Origin of the sequence: Serratia sp. J2 (genome assembly GCF_046269175.1) — a bacterium.
Lineage (GTDB): Bacteria > Pseudomonadota > Gammaproteobacteria > Enterobacterales > Enterobacteriaceae > Chania > Chania fonticola_C.
This window is the reverse complement of record NZ_JBKABN010000112.1, coordinates 1-503: the sequence shown is the minus strand read 5'-3', so window position 1 is coordinate 503 and position 503 is coordinate 1. Positions and strand designations below refer to the sequence as shown.

The 503-nt window shown below is 58.1% G+C and carries 1 protein-coding gene and 1 pseudogene; both read left to right on the top strand.

The genetic code is table 11. The annotated features are described in order from the left end of the window. The coding region (locus tag ACKWMY_RS28315; RefSeq protein WP_409487561.1) for an HK97 family phage prohead protease at positions 1-376 on the top strand (376 nt) is incomplete at its 5' end. Position 377: 1 nt separating this feature from the next. Further along, a pseudogene (locus ACKWMY_RS28310) lies at positions 378-503 on the top strand (phage portal protein); the annotation flags it as partial.

Genomic DNA, 503 nt, shown 5'->3' with positions numbered 1-503 from the left:
TCTGTACGAGCATGACTATACCGCACTGCTGGGTCGCAATACCTCCGGCACCCTGGTATTGAGTGAAGACGCCACCGGCTTGCGTTTTGAGCTGACCCCACCCGATACCCAACTGGGTCGCGATGTGCTGACCCTGGTTGAGCGTGGCGACATTTCCGGCATGTCCTTCGGGTTCCGTGCCTTGAAGGATCAGTGGGACAGTACCCAGCAGCCGTATGTCCGTACCGTGCTGGCCGCCGAGCTGCGCGAAATCACCGTGACCAGCTTACCGGCCTACCGTGAAACCGACATTCAGATCGCCAAACGTTCACTGCTGACCCAACACCCGGAGCTGGTGGATCTGCGCTCTCATTGGGCTTATCTGGCGGGGTTGTGATATGTGGCCGTGGAAACGCAAGACCGAAGACCGCAGCATGACCATTGATGAGTTTCTGGCTATGGCCGGTATCCCCAACACCGGATCAGGTGAGCATGTCTCATCGGGTAATGCTGAAACCCTGCCA